Here is a 276-nt window from a genome sequence, read left to right on the forward strand (position 1 = left end):
CAGCAGCAGACTGGTGGTCAGTACATGATCGTACCAGGCAAAATCGCCCACCGGCAGCAGGTCGATACCCGCTTGCTTTTGTTGATCCCAGTGACGAGCACGTAATTCACGCCCTACCGCCAGCAGTTCTTCACGCGTGGAGTTCCCCGCCCAATAACTTTCTTGCGCTTTTTTCAGCTCGCGACGCAGGCCAACGCGAGGGAAACCGAGGGTGTGATTCAATATTGTCATTTTTTCTTCCTCTAATTATATGTAAATCCTATGGATTTTGAATTT

1 pseudogene is annotated in these 276 nt (G+C 49.6%); it reads right to left on the minus strand.

What is annotated here, in order from left to right:
• Positions 1 to 231: pseudogene (locus tag SB756_RS29785) on the minus strand (hypothetical protein); the annotation flags it as partial.
• Positions 232 to 276: the final 45 nt, after the last annotated feature.

It is taken from the genome of Pseudomonas sp. SIMBA_068 (genome assembly GCF_046534705.1).
Classification (GTDB): domain Bacteria; phylum Pseudomonadota; class Gammaproteobacteria; order Pseudomonadales; family Pseudomonadaceae; genus Aquipseudomonas; species Aquipseudomonas putida.